Source organism: Glutamicibacter sp. 0426 (assembly GCF_001906485.1).
Classification (GTDB): Bacteria; Actinomycetota; Actinomycetes; order Actinomycetales; family Micrococcaceae; genus Glutamicibacter; species Glutamicibacter nicotianae.
This window is the reverse complement of record NZ_MPBI01000002.1, coordinates 296,472-312,669: the sequence shown is the minus strand read 5'-3', so window position 1 is coordinate 312,669 and position 16,198 is coordinate 296,472. Positions and strand designations below refer to the sequence as shown.

General features: G+C 61.1%; 14 protein-coding genes. 8 read left to right on the top strand and 6 right to left on the bottom strand.

The window, feature by feature from the left end:
- The first annotated feature begins 240 nt into the window (after nt 1–240).
- On the top strand, nt 241–1,908 hold the full coding sequence (locus BKX98_RS06930; RefSeq protein WP_073706660.1) for a DUF885 domain-containing protein: 1,668 nt from the start codon (nt 241–243) through the stop codon (nt 1,906–1,908).
- A 54-nt stretch (nt 1,909–1,962) separates the two neighbouring features.
- Here BKX98_RS06930 and BKX98_RS06925 read toward each other — a convergent pair whose 3' ends face one another.
- A complete protein-coding gene (locus BKX98_RS06925; RefSeq protein ID WP_073706659.1) occupies nt 1,963–2,352 on the bottom strand; it encodes a VOC family protein in 390 nt (129 codons plus the stop codon).
- A gap of 213 nt (nt 2,353–2,565) precedes the next feature.
- Between BKX98_RS06925 and BKX98_RS06920 the strand changes: the two genes are divergently transcribed.
- The 5 genes from BKX98_RS06920 (at nt 2,566) to BKX98_RS06900 (ending at nt 9,588) form a co-directional block, all read left to right on the top strand.
- Nucleotides 2,566–3,045, top strand: coding sequence for a DUF2975 domain-containing protein (locus BKX98_RS06920; protein ID WP_073706658.1), 480 nt, complete (start codon nt 2,566–2,568; stop codon nt 3,043–3,045).
- 235 nt (nt 3,046–3,280) lie between these two features.
- On the top strand, nt 3,281–4,657 hold the full coding sequence (locus tag BKX98_RS06915) for a dicarboxylate/amino acid:cation symporter (RefSeq protein ID WP_073706657.1): 1,377 nt from the start codon (nt 3,281–3,283) through the stop codon (nt 4,655–4,657).
- Nucleotides 4,658–4,770: 113 nt separating this feature from the next.
- Nucleotides 4,771–5,442, top strand: coding sequence for a TetR family transcriptional regulator (locus tag BKX98_RS06910; RefSeq protein WP_038989831.1), 672 nt, complete (start codon nt 4,771–4,773; stop codon nt 5,440–5,442).
- 4 nt (nt 5,443–5,446) lie between these two features.
- Nucleotides 5,447–8,950, top strand: coding sequence for an MMPL family transporter (locus tag BKX98_RS06905; protein WP_073706656.1), 3,504 nt, complete (start codon nt 5,447–5,449; stop codon nt 8,948–8,950).
- On the top strand, nt 8,947–9,588 hold the full coding sequence (locus tag BKX98_RS06900) for a nucleoside triphosphate pyrophosphatase (protein ID WP_038989833.1): 642 nt from the start codon (nt 8,947–8,949) through the stop codon (nt 9,586–9,588). Before BKX98_RS06905 ends, BKX98_RS06900 begins: the two co-directional genes overlap by 4 nt.
- 54 nt (nt 9,589–9,642) lie before the next feature.
- Here the strand turns inward: BKX98_RS06900 and BKX98_RS06895 are convergent, their stop codons facing one another.
- On the bottom strand, nt 9,643–9,846 hold the full coding sequence (locus BKX98_RS06895; protein WP_073706655.1) for a hypothetical protein: 204 nt from the start codon (nt 9,844–9,846) through the stop codon (nt 9,643–9,645).
- Nucleotides 9,847–9,871: 25 nt separating this feature from the next.
- Between BKX98_RS06895 and BKX98_RS06890 the strand changes: the two genes are divergently transcribed.
- Entirely contained in the window at nt 9,872–10,390 is a 519-nt protein-coding gene (locus tag BKX98_RS06890; protein ID WP_073706654.1) for a CGNR zinc finger domain-containing protein, read from the top strand.
- Between the two features lie 188 nt (nt 10,391–10,578).
- Here the strand turns inward: BKX98_RS06890 and BKX98_RS06885 are convergent, their stop codons facing one another.
- Entirely contained in the window at nt 10,579–11,001 is a 423-nt protein-coding gene (locus tag BKX98_RS06885) for a hypothetical protein (RefSeq protein WP_073706653.1), read from the bottom strand.
- A 300-nt stretch (nt 11,002–11,301) separates the two neighbouring features.
- Here BKX98_RS06885 and BKX98_RS06880 point away from each other — a divergent pair, with 300 nt between their 5' ends.
- A complete protein-coding gene (locus tag BKX98_RS06880; protein ID WP_073706652.1) occupies nt 11,302–13,086 on the top strand; it encodes a biotin carboxylase N-terminal domain-containing protein in 1,785 nt (594 codons plus the stop codon).
- A 75-nt stretch (nt 13,087–13,161) separates the two neighbouring features.
- Here the strand turns inward: BKX98_RS06880 and BKX98_RS06875 are convergent, their stop codons facing one another.
- From BKX98_RS06875 to BKX98_RS06865, 3 genes are all read right to left on the bottom strand, one after another.
- The gene (locus BKX98_RS06875; protein WP_233125301.1) at nt 13,162–13,617 is read right to left on the bottom strand and encodes a DUF6176 family protein; all 456 of its coding nucleotides are present in this window, start codon (nt 13,615–13,617) and stop codon (nt 13,162–13,164) included.
- A gap of 70 nt (nt 13,618–13,687) precedes the next feature.
- Nucleotides 13,688–14,428, bottom strand: coding sequence for an SDR family oxidoreductase (locus BKX98_RS06870; RefSeq protein WP_066139670.1), 741 nt, complete (start codon nt 14,426–14,428; stop codon nt 13,688–13,690).
- A gap of 181 nt (nt 14,429–14,609) precedes the next feature.
- Entirely contained in the window at nt 14,610–15,998 is a 1,389-nt protein-coding gene (locus BKX98_RS06865) for an MFS transporter (protein WP_038989839.1), read from the bottom strand.
- Nucleotides 15,999–16,198 lie beyond the last annotated feature (200 nt).

Genomic DNA, 16,198 nt, shown 5'->3' with positions numbered 1-16,198 from the left:
GGAGAGTTCTCCCCATGCATGCTGACTAGGCGGTTCGGCAACGCAACACAATCCGGAAGGCCGTTCATGGCTTACCGCGGATCACTGCTTTCCAAGGTGTTGCACACACATCCATCGCTGGCAACTCTAGCGATGCAGCCCTCACCCTTTGAATGCCAGCTTGGGCGAGGGATAAGTAATAGAGAATGAACCCGCGGAAAAGTCTTCAACAAATCTTTCATATCAACTACTGTTAGCTACATGACATCCCCCGCACCGCACCGCGATCCCTCGGCCATCGACCAGATCGCCGAAGATTTCTTCGCCAAATCCCTTGAACTGACCCCGGAGTGGGGAGTTTCCCTTGGCATGCCGGGTTACGAAACCGCCTACGGCGACTATTCCCCTGCCGGCACGACCCAGATGATCAGCTTGCTGCGCGAGACCTTGGGCGCATTGGCCAACGCCACCCCGGTCGACGCCATTGACGAGGTCTCCCTCGATGCGATGACCGAGCGGTTGAGCCTGGAATTGGAAATCCTGTTCACCGGGCGCACCGAACTGAACAATATTGCCAGCGCGGCCCAGGAAATCCGCTCGATCATCGATTTGATGCCGCAGGATACCTCCGCGGATTATGCCTTCATCGCCCAGCGGATGTCGAACATCCCTGCCGCGATTGACGGCTACATTGCGTCCCTGCGAGATTCCGCCTCGAACGGCTTGGTCGCCGCACAGCGACAGGTCTCCATTGTGATCACGCAAACCACCGACTACGCCAAGGACGGCGGCTTCTTCGACCAGCTGGCCGTCTCCGGCACCACGGTGGATGCCGCATTGCAGGAACAGCTTCAAGCCGGTGCAGACGCCGCAAAGACGGCCTACCGCAAGCTCACCACCTACCTGCAAGATGAACTCCTGCCGCAGGCACCAGCCGAAGACGCGGTGGGCCGGGAGTACTATTCGCTGATGTCCCGCCGCTTCCTGGGCGCAACAGTGGACCTGGAAGAGACCTATGCCTGGGGAGTTGGCGAGCTCGATGCCATCATCGCCGAGCAGCAGCGCGTCGCCGAGCAGATCAAGCCGGGCGCCACGATTGAGGAAGCCAAGAGGATCCTCAACGAGGATCCGGCACGAAAGCTGAAAGGCACCGATGCCTTGCGCGAATGGATGCAGGGCAAGGCGGATCAGGCCATGGCCGATTTGTCGGGCACGCATTTCGAGATCCCGGCACCCATGGACCGCATCGAGTGCATGATTGCGCCCACTCAGGATGGCGGCGTGTACTACACCGGGCCGTCGGAAGACTTCAGCCGTCCGGGCCGGATGTGGTGGTCGGTTCCGCCGGGAGAAGATGAATTCACCACGTGGGCCGAACTGACCACCGTGTACCACGAAGGCGTGCCGGGCCATCACCTGCAGATTGGCACCGCGCAGATGCAGGCAGCTACGCTGAACAGCTGGCGCCGATTGATGTGCTGGGTTTCCGGCCACGGCGAAGGCTGGGCACTGTATTCCGAGCGTCTCATGCACCAGCTGGGCTACCTCGACGACCCAGGCGACTACATGGGCATGCTTGACGCGCAGCGCCTGCGTGCAGCTCGTGTGGTCTTCGACATCGGTGTCCATTTGGGCTTGGAAGTCCCCGCGCAGTGGGGCTCCGGCACCTGGAATGCCGAAAACGGCTACGAGTTCCTCCAGAAGAATCTGGACATGTCCAAGGGGCAGCTGGACTTCGAGTACAACCGCTACCTCGGTTGGCCGGGCCAAGCCCCGTCCTACAAGATCGGCCAGCGACTCTGGGAGCAGATCCGCGATGATCTCGCAGCGGCCCAGGGCGAGAACTTCTCGCTCAAGGATTTCCACACCGCGGCATTGCAGCTCGGTTCAGTGGGCCTGGATACCCTGAAGCGCGCACTGGTCAAGTAGCTTCCAGCAATGCGAATTGGCGGCCCTGCAATACTGCAGGGCCGCCAATTTGCATTACGCCTTGTAGCTGGAAATCTGGATCAGATTGCCGCAGGTGTCATCAAAGGTCGCCACCATCACGGGACCTGCGTCCATTGGCTCCTGGGTGAACTCCACTCCCAATGAGCCCAAGCGCTCGAATTCCACCTGGACATCATCAACGGCAAAAGACGTTGCGGGGATGCCATCGGCTTTCAGTGCCGCGCGATATGGCCCGACAGCTGGATGCGCCGCCGGCTCGAGGAGGACTTCAGGACCATCCTCCTGGTCGGCAGCGACGAGGGACAGCCAGCTGTACTCGCCGACGGGAATGTCGTGCTTCACCTTGAAGCCCAGCACCTCGGTATAGAACGCCTTGGCTTTCGCCTGGTCATCGACGAAGACACTCGTAATGTATACGCGCATTAGTTTCCTTCTTTCCGCTCCGGAATGGACCACGGCAATAAATTCGCACCGCTTTGCTGGCTCCTACCTTTCCACAAGACACCGACAGGTCAAGGCTGGCAGGCCCTGCGTGCGAGATCACCGCCCCGAATCACGGAGTCCAGTAGCGTGAAATCGCGATACACTCGACAGATCCTATTGATAATCGATAGATTATGATTGATAATCAATCGTATGACGAATTCTGCCATTGCTCTGCTTCGGGCTTCGCTGATCGCTATCTTCCTCGGCGCACTCTTGGCCCAGACGCTGATTTTGCCGCTGCTTGTCGCAGAGTCCGTCAGCATCCATCCCGAAGTTGCCTATCTGGCCACCCCATACCGATGGGTGGTGACGGCGGGAATCATATGCCTGCAGGTTGCCCTGGCCTGCATCTGGATACTGCTGTCAAAGGTTCAACGCCAGAGAATCTTCGAGAATAGTTCATTGCGCTGGGTCACCACCATCATCTGCGCATCCGCGATCGCCACCTTCTTGGTCCTGGGATTGGGATTTCACTTGCTGGCGATCGTCGGCGCCGGCGGTCCCGGCGTATTCTTGATGGTCGCTGGCACCGTGGCGTTCGGCAGCGCCGCCACCTGGCTGCTGGTTGTGATGCGCAATCTGCTCGCGTCGGCAATAGGACTGGAAGCCGAGATGCGTGCAGTGATCTGACTTTCCAGTGCACAGTCAAGGCAAATAGTCCAGAAACAATGAACGACACGCAGAAATTCCCAAATGGCGAACTTTGTTTCGGCGCCCAAGGAACCCTTCATTTCTTGCGTAATTTCGCTGGATTTGTGACCCTAGGCACCGCTTTGGAGTGCAATGAAGCACAAACAGCGAAATATCGTCATGTTCAGTAACATTGACTGCTGCCCAAGCAGATGAGCACCCTAATCTTGAACGCATGTCTACTAACGCACCTGCATCTAAGCTTCCCCGCTGGATGACCAGTTTCGGACCGCAGATCATTGCGGCACTGATTGTCGGTCTCCTTTTGGGCCTCGTGGCCAAGTACACCGGCAGCACCTCCGAAGAGCCCAACGGCCTGGGTGAAGCCCTGTCGATCATTGGATCCAGCTACGTAGCCCTGCTGCGCACCGCGGTAATCCCGCTGATCTTCTTTGCAGTTGTCGCCTCGATTGCCAACCTCGCCAAGGTCACCAATGCAGCACGGCTCGCATGGCAGACCCTGCTGTGGTTCGCCATCACCGCTCTGGTCTCCGTCGTCATCGGCATGGTCCTCGGCACCGTTTTCCGCCCCGGAGCGAATACCGGCCAGGACATGCCGGATGACTACACCGGCAAGACCGGCGACTGGCTAGGCTTCCTCACCGGATTGGTCCCAGCCAACTTCCTGGGCCTGGGCGCCAGCACCAAGCTTGCCGATGATACCACCGCCACCACCTCGATCAGCTTCAATGTCCTGCAGATCCTGGTGATTGCCATTGCTGTGGGCATCGCCGCACTCAAGGTCGGAAAGGCAGCAGAACCCTTCCTGGCGTTCTCCACTTCTATCTTGGCAATCATCCAGAAGGTCCTCTGGTGGATCATCCGCATTGCACCGATCGGCACGGTTGGCCTGATCGGCAACGCTGTCGCCACCTACGGCTGGGACACCATCGGCGCGCTGGGCAAATTCACCGTAGCGATCTATGTCGGCCTGGCACTGGTGCTGTTCGCGCTGTACCCGGTCCTGGTCCGTGCTCATGGCCTGTCCATCAAGCAGTACTTCTCGGGCGTTTGGCCAGCCGTGCAGCTGGCCTTCGTCTCGCGCTCGTCGATTGGCACGCTGCCATTGACCCAGCGCGTCACCGAACGCAACCTCGGCGTGCCTTCGGGCTACGCTTCCTTCGCGGTGCCGTTGGGCGCCACCACCAAGATGGACGGCTGCGCTGCCATCTACCCTGCGATCGCCGCCATCTTCGTTGCCCAGTTCTTCGGCGTCGAGCTCTCGCTCACCGATTACTTCCTGATTGCCCTGGTCTCCGTCCTGGGCTCGGCGGCAACCGCAGGCACCACCGGCGCCATCGTGATGCTGACGCTGACCCTGTCCACCCTGGGCCTTCCACTGGCAGGCGTCGGCTTGCTGATGGCCGTTGACCCGATTATCGACATGGGCCGCACCGCGGTGAACGTCGCGGGACAGGCACTGGTTCCAACCATTGTCGCCAAGCGCGAGGGCATCTTGGACATCGACATGTACAACGCTCCACGCAATGGCAATCCTTTTGCCGACGAAAGCATCTCGGCTCCAGATGCTGTGGCAGCCGCGGCCAAGTAGGCATTGCTGGTGATGATCGGCGCACGGGCATTTTCGCCCGTGCGCCGATTTCTTGTTTAAGGTCACGCCCACTCCTTTTGCACAGAGTGCAACTTTGCACGTAGTGTAATCATGTGACTTCTCCAAGTACCGGCACCCGCCGCGAACTGAACAAGCAGGCGACGAAACAAGCCATCGTCGAAGCCGTCGCGGATCTGCTCCGCCACGGCTCTGGCACCGCGCTCACTGCGACCCAGATCGCCGAGGCGGCAGGAATCTCCCGGCGAACGCTCTTCAACTACTTCCCCTCGGTGGATGCGGTCTATTCCTATCCGCTGCATCAGGTTCTGGGAACCATGGTGGATTCCATCAGCGACCTGACTGATTCCATGCCATTGGTGGAAGCGATCATCGAAGCGCTCAAGTCCGATGATGTCGCGCGGTTGCTCGGACAGGTGGCGCACTTCGGTGCGTTCTTGCGGACCGAAGGTGCCAACTGCGGCTTCCCCGCCATGATGAACGAATGGCAGACAGCCGCCACTGAAGTCATCGAGAAGGTCGCCCGGCGCTATCCGCACGCCAATACCTTCACCGTCAGGGTCTTCACCCATGCGCTGCTCGGCGCAGGCCAAGCCGCCTTCGACGAGTGGATCGAACGTCTGCCCGCCACCGAAACTGTCGGCATGGACATCTCCCCCGAACTCATTTCCGTCTTCCATTCCTTGATTACCCAGGCCATGGAAACCCTTGACGAGGGTTTCAAGGCCTTGCCGCTTTCCAGCACTAGCACCATGAAGGACATCTAAGCTCATGGCTTCCCTCCTCTACCGCCTCGCGCGATGGGCACACCTGCACCGCTACCGCGTCATTTCGATGTGGCTGGCAGCCTTCATCTTCATTGGGCTGTGCGCCAGCTTGTTCATGGGCCAGCTGTCCAATACCTTTACCCTTCCGGGAACCGAAACCCAGCGCACCCTGGACCGGATGAAGGAAGAACTTCCGGATCTCGCCGGCGGTTCCGGCTCCATCGTGTTCCGCGAAAGCTCGGACCGGCCGCTGAATGAAACCCAGAAGCAGGCCATCGCCGAGTCCTTGGACCAGTTGGGCATGCATTCCCAGGTCATCGAGGCCATGAGCCCCTTCGAATTGCAGGAACAGCTCGACAAGGCGCAGCCTGAGCTGGACAAGGCGCAGCAGGAACTGGTTGACGGCCAGAAAAAGCTGGACGATGCCAAGGAGCAAATTGCCGATGGCAAGGTGCAGCTCAAGGATGGCCGTGAGGATCTCACCGAAGGCTGGGCCCAGTACTTCGACGGGCAGAAGGAAATCCAGGATGCTGAACCGCAGATCGCCGCAGCCGAAAAGCAGCTGGCCGATAGCCGCGCACAGCTGGATGCCGGGCAGCGTGAGCTGAACTCCGGCCGCGAGCAGCTGGAGGCTGGCGAAGCGAAGTACGAGGCCGGATTGGCCCAATACAAGGACGGCAAGGCCGAATACGACGCGGGCCGGGAACAGTTCGAGGCTGGCGAGAAGAAGCTCGAAGCCGCCGATGCCAAGCTCGCCGCGGGCGAAAAGGAATACCAGGCTGGCATGGACCAGCTGCTCGGAGACTCCTCCCGCAAGCAATTCGAGGCAAACCTGTCCGACGGCAAGAAGGAAGCCGCCGCGGGCCTGAAGGCTGCCGAGGACGGACTGGCCAAGGCACAGGCAGGCCTGGCCGAAGCTGAAGCGGCGATCAAGAATCTGCCTGCCCAGATCGAGAACACCCAGCGGCTCTTGGCCGAAGCCGAGGCCGCTGGAAACCAAGAAGAAATTGATACATACACCGAGCAGCTAGCGAAGCAAGAAGGCAGCTTGGCTGAGGCGAAAGCCGCGAAAACCGCAGCAGAAACCGGAATCGACGAAGCGACCGACGGCAAGCAGCAGGCTACCGACTCGCTGGAGCAGATCGCCACCGCCGAAGCCGGCCTGAAGCAGCTTGATGCCGCGCGCAAGGAACTCGACGCCGGCCAGGCCCAGGCCAAGGCCGGCCACAAGAAACTGGAAGCCAACCGCGGCCAGCTTGATGCCGCCAAAACCCAGCTGGATGCAGCCAAAGCGCAGCTGGATGCAGCCAAGAAGGAAATCGCCACCAACAAGGCGAAGCTGAACCAGGGCCAGGCCGAGCTCGATGAAGGCCGCGCCAAGCTGGAAGCCGGGCAGCGTGAATTCGATGCCAAGAAGGCCCAGTTCCTTGAAGGCAAGGCTGAACTGGCAGCAGCCAAGAAGCAGCTTGAAGACGGCGAAAAGACCATAAAGGAAAAGACCGCCGAGCTCGAGCAGGGCGAAAAGGATGTCGAGCAGGGCCTGAAGGACCTGGAGTCCGGCCGTGCTGAGCTGGAATTCGCTTCCCGACAGGTGGGCGCGAGCTCCGGCATGCGTTTCGTTTCCGAGGACGGAAGCACCGCAGTTTCGCAGGTAAGCTTCAAGGTCCAGACTGATGCCCTGACTCCGGATGACCGCGAGCAGATCAAGGCCATCGCTGCAGGGCCGCAGGCCAATGGGGTTCAGGTGCTGTTCTCCAAGGAGATCATGCAGGACATGTCCCAGGTCTTCGGCGCTTCGGAAATCGTTGGCGTGGTGATCGCCGCCATCGTCCTGCTGGCCATGCTCGGCACCTTGGTTGCCGCCGGCTTGCCGCTGCTGCTGGCGATCCTCGGCGTGGGCGCCGGCGTGGGCACCACCATGGCGTTCTCCTCGCTGATCGACATGGCCTCGATTACCCCTGCCTTGGCGCTCATGCTGGGCCTGGCGGTGGGCATCGACTACGCGCTGTTCATCATCCACCGCCACCGCTCGCAGCTGCTGTCCGGCATGGAGGTCGGAGAATCGATTGCACGCGCAGTGGGAACCAGCGGCAACGCGGTGGTCTTCGCCGGCCTGACCGTGATCATTGCGCTGGCAGCACTGGCTGTCCCGGGACTTCCGTTCTTGAGCATCCTGGGCCTGTCGGCCGCGTTCACCGTATTGTGCTCGGTGCTGCTGAACATCACCCTGCTGCCGGCGCTGCTGTCCTTGGCTGGCAACAAGCTGGTATCCAAGCGGGCCCGGAAGAAGGCCGCCGCCGATGCCGAGAATCCGAAGGTCAAGGAATCGGTCTCCACCCGCTGGGTGCGCATGGTCACGAAGATCGCAGTCCCAGTGGCCTTGCTGGTGGTCGTCGTTCTGGGTGCCATCGCCCTGCCGGCCACGCAGATGCGTACCGCATTGCCCGATGGCAGTGCTGAACCTGCTGATTCGCAGGCCTTCCAGGCCTACGAGCAGACCAGCGACAAGTTCGGCTCGGGCTACAACGGCCCGCTGCTGGTCCTGGCTGACCTGCCGGCCGGGCTGAGCGAGCACGAAGCCGAGGAGAAGAGCCTCGACGTGGCTGACCTGCTGCGCGAATACGACGGTGTCGTGGCCGCAATCCCGGTCACCATGACCGACGACCGCAGCTTGGCCGCCATCCAGGTGATCCCTACCGATGGCCCGTCCTCGGAAGCCACCGAGGCGCTGGTGCACGAGCTGCGCGCAGACTACTCGAAGTTCTCCGAAGCCACCGGCGCCGATATTGCATTGACCGGCCAGGTTGCCGCGCAGATTGACGTCTCCGAGAAGGTCACCTCCGCGCTGGTCCCATACCTGAGCATCGTGGTTGGCCTGTCGCTGATCCTGCTGCTGCTGGTCTTCCGCTCGGTGGTGGTTCCACTGCTGGCTACCGGCGGCTTCCTGCTTTCGCTCGCGGCCGCCTTCGGCGCCAGCGTCATGGTGTACCAGTTCGGCTGGTTCTCCGCGCTGTTCGATGTCAATGTTCCAGGTCCGCTGCTGTCCTTCCTGCCGATCCTGCTCACCGGCATCCTGTTCGGCCTGGCCATGGACTACCAGGTCTTCCTGGTCTCGGCGATGCGCGAACGCTACGCCCACGGCGAGCCTGCCAAGGAAGCCGTCCGTTCCGGCTTCTCGATGGCAGCACCGGTGGTCACCGCGGCCGCGCTGATCATGATTTCGGTCTTCGCCGGCTTCGTGTTCTCGCACCTGGCAATGATCCGGCCGCTCGGTTTCGCGCTGGCCTTCGGTGTGCTCTTCGATGCGTTCATCATCCGCATGACCCTGATTCCTGCAGTCATGCACCTGCTGGGCGACAAGGCCTGGTACCTGCCCAAGTGGCTGGACAAGATCTTGCCCGACGTTGATGTGGAAGGATCGAAGCTCAACGAAATGCTGGAATCCGAGGACAACGCTTCCCAAGACGGCTCCAGCCAGGACCAGACCAAGGAGAACGCGGCAGTATGAGCGAACAACTGAATCCCGAACCCCGGCTGCTCTTGGCTTCGGCTTCCTGGGGGCGCAAGAAAGTTCTGTCCGATGCCGGCATCATGTTCACCACCCAGGTATCCGAGGTGGATGAAGACGCAGTGCTTGCCGCCGCGGTGGACCGCGATGGCGATCAGTCGCCAGCGCAGACCGCCTTGCTGCTGGCCCGTGCCAAGGCTGAGAATGTGGCGCAGGCCGGGCAGCCGGATGGCACCGTGGTGCTGGGTTGCGATTCGGTCTTCGAGCTTGATGGCGTGGCCTACGGAAAGCCGCACACCGCGCAGGTGGCCCGCGAACGGTGGCAGCAGCTGAGCGGTGCCACCGGCATCCTGCACTCGGGCCATTGGCTGATCGATACCGCCGATCCAGCCCAGGCCCGCGGCCAGGTCTCGTCGACCGTGGTGCATTTCTCCACCGTGAGCGATGCCGAGATCGAGGCCTACGTAGCCAGCGGGGAACCACTGCCCTGTGCCGGAGCCTTCACCATTGATGGACTGGCCGCGGCCTTCATCGAGTCCATCGAAGGCAACTTCCAGAACGTTGTCGGTTTGGATGTCTTCGTGCTGCGCGGCCTGCTGGCGCAGGCCGGGATCAGCCTCGTGGATCTCTGGAAATAGCCCGGCACTTGCCGGATGGTGGTGCCTTCCGCTGCATGGCGGAAGGCACCTTTTTCATGCCTGCAGTTCCTTGCTCAGCAGCATCTGGTCCTCGGCGAAGCCGCGCTGGCGCATGATGCGGCGCCGGCATCGGCGGCATTGGAGGTATTCAACAATCCCGGTGGACGTCGGATGGCTAGATTCGATCTGCCAGCTGTGCTCGTGGAGATCAGCTTCTTTCCGGGAACCAGCGGCGTGGCTGTGCTGTGCAGTAGTCATGGCTCCAGCATGATGTAATGCTCTTATGCAACTCAACCCTTACGGAGAATATGCGGTGCTGCTCGCCGCATCACTGGCCAACGACTGGCCTTCGGAGCGCGATGGCATCGAGCAACGCGCCCGCGAGCACGGCATGACCATGCCCTTTCCGCGACTTGGCTCGGACTACGTCCAAATGCGCGCAGTGATGGATGACTGGCTGCACATCGTTGACGCACCGTCGGATGCCGAACGGGCACGGCTGCTCAATGCGCAGACCGCTCGCGCTTCAGCCTATCCGCGCCTGGTTGACCATGATGACGAGGGATGGCACCTGCACTATCGCGATGACGGCCAGAGCATGCCCCAGGTGCTGCGCTCCGTTTTTTCCGTTGGCACGGCATTGCATCTGACCACCCGGGGCATGCACCGGCTGCGGCGCTGCGAAGCGGAACCGTGCACCAACGTGGTTGTGGACGTGACGCGCAACGGGCGCCAGCGCTACTGCTCTGTGCGCTGCGCCAATCGCGCGGCAGTCAGGCGCCACCGTGAGCGGCAGGCGTAGCTGCCGAGCCCGCTCCACGCTGAATGCAAAGCGCATTGGCTTGGCTGGATGCCCCGTGGGTTTGCCAAGGCATGAAGTCCCGTCCACAGTTGCCTGTCCCGGGCGCGGCACCGGCATGGGCGGGCCCCTCGGAGCGCAAGGTAGATTGGATTAATCAGCATTTCAGGAATTCCATGACAGCCACCCAGCTAGAACACGAGAACGTTCTCGTGGATCCTGGTCCACCCCGCATCTTCCCAGTGCGAGATGTCAGTTCCGGCCCGGACCAGCATCATCGCTGTTTCGGGAGTATTCACCTCAACAATGGCATCCGCACCCCCTGCTCCGCCGCATCCGCCAGCGGCGGAGTCTTCTCCATCGACGAACTTGAAGAGGCAGGCAGTCTGCTTATCGGCAGAAGCGACGGCGAAGTAGTCAGCACCGCCATTTGCCACCAGGAAACGCACGGACTGCGAGTCAAGGTTTGCCAGCTGGCTCTTATCGCCTGGCCACTGGTCAGCTTCGCCAGGTTCACGGTCCAGCGCCGGAATTCCGGTCCCGCTGGAACAGGCTGCCAGTGCCAGCGTTCCAGCAGCGAGCAGCGCGCACAGCGCCTTTCTCCGGTTTCCCACGGCGGCCTCCTTGTTTTTCATAGTATCGACAGCCTAGTTCGACAGGCACAGGACGGATAGGGCAGATGCCAGCACCTCCGACATGCAAGCGGAAAGCGGCGTTCCCTCCATGGCCCGGCGGGTGGTAGCGGCCGCAGGCCATATCGGGCGGGTGCAACGAAGCCATAGAGCGAGGCAGCTTTGTAGGATTCCTCTAAAAATTTCACCCTAACACCCTCGTTTTAGGCGATAACTACATATAGTTCCCACAAAAACGATAGGCTCTTAGCTGAGAAACCCTATTTTTAAAAGACAAGGTTCATGATGAATCCATTGACGAAGGTGCTTATCGCCAACCGTGGCGAGATTGCAGTGCGTATTATCCGTGCCGCCCGCGACGAGGGAATCGAGTCTGTTGCGGTCTATGCCGACTCGGATCGCGATGCGATGCATGTGCGCCTGGCTGATGAGGCCTACGCACTGGGCGGCACCACCGCCGCTGAATCGTACCTTCGCATTGAGAAGATCCTGGACGCCGCCGAACGCTCCGGCGCCGACGCGATCCACCCTGGCTACGGCTTCCTCTCGGAGAACGCGGAGTTCGCCCAAGCCGTGATCGACGCAGGCTTGACCTGGATCGGTCCTTCGCCGGAATCCATCGACAAGCTCGGCGACAAGGTCAAGGCCCGCCACATCGCTGAAAAGGTGGGCGCTCCGCTGGTGCCCGGCACCAAGGATCCGGTGGCCTCGGCGGACGAGGTGTATGCCTTCGCCGACGAGCACGGACTTCCATTGGCGATCAAGGCCGCTTACGGCGGTGGCGGACGCGGCATCAAGGTTGTCCGCAACCGCGAAGAAATCGGCGAGATGTACGATTCGGCAGTCCGTGAAGCCGTCGCGGCTTTCGGCCGCGGCGAATGCTTCATCGAACGCTTCCTGGATGCACCGCGCCACGTGGAGACCCAGTGCCTGGCCGATACCCATGGCAATGTGGTTGTCGTTTCCACCCGCGACTGCTCGCTGCAGCGCCGAAACCAGAAGCTGGTAGAGGAAGCCCCGGCCCCGTTCCTGAGCGAAGAGCAGACCGCCCGGTTGTACGAAGCGTCCAAGGCCATCTTGCGCGAGGCAAACTACACCGGCGCCGGCACCTGCGAATTCCTCGTCGGCCAGGACGGCGTGATCTCGTTCCTCGAGGTCAACACCCGCCTGCAGGTCGAGCACACGGTCTCTGAGGAGATCGCCGGCATGGACCTGGTGCACGAGCAGTTCCGCATCGCCCGCGGCGAGGAACTGGGCTACGGCGACCCCGAACTGCGCGGCCACTCCTTCGAATTCCGCATCAACGGCGAGGATGCCGGCCGCAACTTCATGCCGACCCCAGGCACCATCACCAAGATGAACCTGCCCACCGGCCCCGGCGTCCGTGTGGATTCGGGCATCGAGCAGGGCGAGACCGTCTCGGGGAACTTCGACTCGATGATCGCCAAGCTGATCGTGACCGGCCCGACCCGTGCAATCGCCGCCGCCCGTTCACGCCGCGCCTTGGAGGAATTCCAGATCGAGGGCATGGCCACCGTGCTGCCATTCCACCGCGCAGTCATGAGCGATCCGTCATTCGTTCCGGAAGAGGGATCCTTCAAGGTCCATACCCGCTGGATCGAAACCGAATTCGATACCGTCATCGAGCCTCACCCTATGCCCATGGGCGGCGAGGAGGCAGCCGAGGAAGAGCGCACCTGCGTGACCGTCGAGGTTGGCGGAAAGCGCTTGGAAGTCACCCTTCCCTCGTCGCTGGGCTCCGTATCCTCGAACGGTGCCGAGAAGGCCGCAGGCAAGAAGAAGCGCAAGCCGGGCCGCAAGGCAGCCGGCGCCGCTGGCGCGAACAGCGCAGAGCTGCGTTCGCCAATGCAGGGCACCATCGTGAAGGTTGCCGTCGAGAATGGCGACACCGTTTCCCAGGGTGATCTGATTGTCGTGCTGGAAGCGATGAAGATGGAGCAGCCGATTACCGCCCACCGTGATGGCGTGGTCAGCGGCCTGGACATCGCTCCGGGCGAGACCCTGTCATCGGGCGCCGTCATCGCGTCGATCGACGAAGCCAAGTAGAACCCGCCATGAACACCTGAGGGCCTGGACAGAATTGTCCAGGCCCTCAGGTGTTCTTCTTTCAGCCCGCTGCTTCTATCCTGGCGCCTGCCCATGCTCTGCCCAGTGCACCATGGATGCCCTGAGATGATCGGGCATGAGCAGGAACTTCGGTTCAAGTTCTTCCCAACCTGGCATTTTCGCCTGGCGGCTAGCCGCTTCGTGGGTCGCATCGATATCTTGTTCGGTATCGAGCCCGCTTCCGTTCTCGCCCACCAAGCTCAGGTGGTAGATCCACACCGAACCATCGGCTTCCACATGCTTGAAGGTTGCTTCCAGCGCGGCCCGCTGCGCGGATAAGGATGCTTCGCATTCGTCGTAGCGATTATTGAGCGTTTCCATCCATGCACCAAAGTTCTCGTCTTGCCCATCCTTGATCCTTGAACGGCTCAGCTCCAGCCGCATGCCCTGCGGCACCGAAGACGGCATAGCAAAACCGGGAAAGTCCCGAGGCGTGGGGTTATAAGGAACATAAGGCTCTTTGTCGTCCATGATGTGATGCTTGCAGAATCCGCCAGTTTTGTCACGGCCAAGCAGAGGTGGGAATTCGGGCAGACCCAGGCTACTGCCGAGCGAGCCAGGCTTCGAATGTTTCGTGGCCTAGCCTGGCGGAACTGCCGGGCAGCAGTCGCCCATCGCGCATTGCCTTGCCCATGGGACCGGGAACAGGCACTTCAACAATCTTTGGCGACTTGCCGCGGGATTTCAGGTACTTGGCAATCAAGTCGGGAGCGTATTCCTCTTGCGGTCCCGCAAGGTCTAGCACCACACCCTGTGCGGGTCCCCCGGCAAGGGCAACGAGCGCGGCGGCCACCTCGCTGCCTGCGATGGGCTGCATCCGCATTTTCGGCGCCATCTGCACCGGCCCCGCGCCCAGCCGGCCGACATTCTGGCCAATGAATTCGTGGAACTGTGTAGTGCGCAGCAGGGTGTAACCGCCGGGAAGCATTTGCAGCATCCGCTCTTGCGCCGCTTTGCCGGCGTAGTAGCCAGAATCCACCGTGGCTGCGCCAATGATTGAAAGCGCCACGTGGTTCTGCACCCCAGACTCACGTCCTACGCTGACGAGGTTGGCCGTCGATTGGGTGAAATAACGCATGGAGGCCGCCGCACTCGCGGTGCTGGCTCCGGAAACATCGATGACCGTTTGGCAGTCAACCAGCCACTGCTCGACCGCGCTGCGGTTCGTCAGGTCGCATCCCGCAGACCGTGCGAGCACCACTGGTTCGTGGCCTGCATTCTTGAGCTGTTCCACCACCAGCGTGCCGATGGCACCGGTGCCTCCCGCAACTGCGATACGCATGAGCGCTCCCCTTCGGTATTGAACATGTCGTGTCCCATGCTTCCATGCCGTGCATGAAGTTGTAAGGGCGGGGCACTCATTCATCTCGCCTTCACCCATGCTCGGCGGCAATGGGAAACGGCCCGGCGAATCATCATTGCCAGATGATTCGCCGAGCCGTTCACTCAGCAAAGCTGTCGAATTACTCGACCCATTCTTCCATGTCCATGTCCGAGGTGTCGCGAGTCATGAACAGCGCAACCAGGGTCAGTACCGCACCAAGCGCCAGGTACAGGCCAACACCCAAGGTGTTGCCGGCACCGGCCTTCCACAGGGCCACAGCCACGAAGGAGGCAGGGGCCGCGCCGATCACCGAGGACAGGTTGTAGGCAACGGCCGAGCCGGTGTAGCGAACGTTCGAAGGGAACAGCTCTGGCAGGTAGGCGGCCATCGGGCCGAAGGTCAGGCCCATCAGGGTGAACCCGATGATCAGACCGGCCATGGCAGCGCCCTGGCCTGGTCCGAAGAACAAGGTCCATGCCAGTCCGAAGACCAGGATGCCCGAGGTGACCCAGATCAGGAACTTGCGGCGGCCGAACTTCTCAGCCAACGGGCCCGAAACCACGGTGAAGATGCCGAAGAAGACAACGCCGATGATCAGCATGGTCAAGAAGGTTGGGCGTTCAATGCCCAGGCCTGGAACGAAGCCGGTTGCGTCAAAGGTCTTGCCCTTGGCTTCAGCGGCAGCCGTCGCCTGCTCGACGCTGGCTGGCTGGGTGCCGTAGGTCAGGGTGAAGGAGGTCATCAGGTAGAACAGCACGTAGGTTGCCAGCATGATGAAGGTACCTGCCAAGGTTGGCCGCCAGTGCTTCTTCATGGTCACCGCGAATGGCGACTTTACGACCTTCTTCTGGTCCAGAACCTTCTGGAAGGAGGAGGATTCGACCAGCTTCAGGCGTACCCACAGGCCAATGATCACCATAACTGCCGAGAAGTAGAACGGAACGCGCCAACCCCAGGCCATGAACTGTTCTGCAGTGCAGAAGGTCTGCAGGGCCACGAACATCAGGTTTGCAATGATGAAGCCGATTGGGGCGCCCAGCTGAGGGAACGTGCCGTAGATGGCGCGCTTGTTCTTCGGAGCATTCTCGGTGGCCAGCAGCGCCGCACCGGACCATTCGCCGCCCAGCGCCAGGCCTTGGGCGAAGCGCAGCAGCACCAGTGCGGTCGGAGCCAATACGGTCCAGTGTCCGGCAGCAGGCGGCAGGAAGCCGATCAGGAAGGTAGCGATACCCATCAGCAGCAGCGAGGCTACCAGCGTGCCCTTGCGGCCGAGCTTGTCGCCGTAGTGGCCGAAGATGATCGAACCCAGCGGACGAGCCACGAATGCCACACCGAAGATCGCAAACGAGGAAAGGATCGCGTTGATGGTGGAAGCGTTGGGGAAGAACAGGGCTGGGAAAACGAGAACCGACGCGGTGGCGTAGGCATAGAAGTCGAAGAATTCGACAGTGGTGCCAATCATGCTGGCGAACAGCACGCGACCGCGGGTGTTTTCCTTCGGCGCCACTGCTTGGTTAGCCTGCGACATGTGAGGCTGCTCCTTAGAGTGAAAGTACGAGTGAGATATACAATTTTGCTGTCATAATCGTAAACCTCAGTGACCAGTATTCGGATATTCATGTCCATTATTTGGACACATGCTTAATGGAATCTGAACCACGATCGGCAAATCGCAGGCCTACTAGCGCGAATATGCACTTCCACATATTGAGACGTGACCTGAGAAAA

Excerpts from the sequence above, each read along its gene's own strand:
- BKX98_RS06930 (WP_073706660.1), top strand. The coding sequence starts at position 241 with ATGACATCCCCCGCACCGCACCGCGATCCCTCGGCCATCGACCAGATC.
- BKX98_RS06925 (WP_073706659.1), bottom strand. The coding sequence starts at position 2,352 with ATGCGCGTATACATTACGAGTGTCTTCGTCGATGACCAGGCGAAAGCC.
- BKX98_RS06920 (WP_073706658.1), top strand. The coding sequence starts at position 2,566 with ATGACGAATTCTGCCATTGCTCTGCTTCGGGCTTCGCTGATCGCTATC.
- BKX98_RS06915 (WP_073706657.1), top strand. The coding sequence starts at position 3,281 with ATGTCTACTAACGCACCTGCATCTAAGCTTCCCCGCTGGATGACCAGT.
- BKX98_RS06905 (WP_073706656.1), top strand. The coding sequence starts at position 5,447 with ATGGCTTCCCTCCTCTACCGCCTCGCGCGATGGGCACACCTGCACCGC.
- BKX98_RS06900 (WP_038989833.1), top strand. The coding sequence starts at position 8,947 with ATGAGCGAACAACTGAATCCCGAACCCCGGCTGCTCTTGGCTTCGGCT.
- BKX98_RS06895 (WP_073706655.1), bottom strand. The coding sequence starts at position 9,846 with ATGACTACTGCACAGCACAGCCACGCCGCTGGTTCCCGGAAAGAAGCT.
- BKX98_RS06890 (WP_073706654.1), top strand. The coding sequence starts at position 9,872 with ATGCAACTCAACCCTTACGGAGAATATGCGGTGCTGCTCGCCGCATCA.
- BKX98_RS06880 (WP_073706652.1), top strand. The coding sequence starts at position 11,302 with ATGATGAATCCATTGACGAAGGTGCTTATCGCCAACCGTGGCGAGATT.
- BKX98_RS06875 (WP_233125301.1), bottom strand. The coding sequence starts at position 13,617 with ATGGACGACAAAGAGCCTTATGTTCCTTATAACCCCACGCCTCGGGAC.
- BKX98_RS06870 (WP_066139670.1), bottom strand. The coding sequence starts at position 14,428 with ATGCGTATCGCAGTTGCGGGAGGCACCGGTGCCATCGGCACGCTGGTG.
- BKX98_RS06865 (WP_038989839.1), bottom strand. The coding sequence starts at position 15,998 with ATGTCGCAGGCTAACCAAGCAGTGGCGCCGAAGGAAAACACCCGCGGT.